The 700-nt window shown below is 44.3% G+C and carries 1 protein-coding gene and 1 pseudogene; both read right to left on the bottom strand.

Features of this window, described 5'->3' with window-relative positions:
* A pseudogene (locus R7Q46_RS27190) lies at positions 1–82 on the bottom strand (heme exporter protein CcmB); the annotation flags it as partial.
* A gap of 1 nt (position 83) precedes the next feature.
* Positions 84–700, bottom strand: a 617-nt coding sequence (gene ccmA / locus R7Q46_RS27185; protein WP_318078265.1) for a cytochrome c biogenesis heme-transporting ATPase CcmA, incomplete at its 5' end; no start/stop codon positions are given.

Genomic DNA, 700 nt, shown 5'->3' with positions numbered 1-700 from the left:
AAAGCGGGTTCAAAATGTCGGCTTGGCGACGAAATGCAATCAAGAGTTCGCGGCGAATAATAGTTGTCATGGCCGAAATCATATCAATCACCCAATTTTATTTTTCTAAGTTTAGGGCTGTCAGCAAACATATCTTGGTGCGTCGTTAACATTACAATGCCACCGTTATCGGCATGCTGAGCAAACAGAGCTTCAAGCACTTTGACACCTTGTTTGTCGATTGCTGTTAGTGGTTCATCCAAAATCCACAAAATCTGCTTACTTAGCCAAAGTCTAGCCAAAGCAACGCGACGCTGCTGACCCGCAGAAAGTTGTGCTACAGGTACATCTTCTCGCCCCGCAAGCCCCACTTGGGTTAAAGCAGTAAAGATTTCTTCATCGGAAGTGCTGTTATTTTGAATAGATTGGTAAAAACGTAAGTTTTCAAATGCGGTGAGTTCGCGCTTTACGCCAGTTTGATGGCCTAGAAATAGCAAGTCTTGGTGGAAGACATCACGAGATTTTTCAACCTCTTCACCTTTCCACTTGATCATTCCTTCTTCTCTATCGCCTAACCCTGTAATAATGCGCAGTAGCGTCGTTTTACCTGTGCCATTACGCCCTTCGATCTGGACTAACTCACCAGGCTTAATTTCAAACTGCAGGTTTTCAAACAGGACCCTTTCATCACGGATCGCAGTCAGGTTAGACACTTCTAACA

The sequence above is a fragment of the Vibrio sp. 811 genome, from assembly GCF_033339195.1.
Note: the sequence above shows the minus strand (reverse complement) of the source record. Positions and strands in the feature narration are given on the sequence as shown.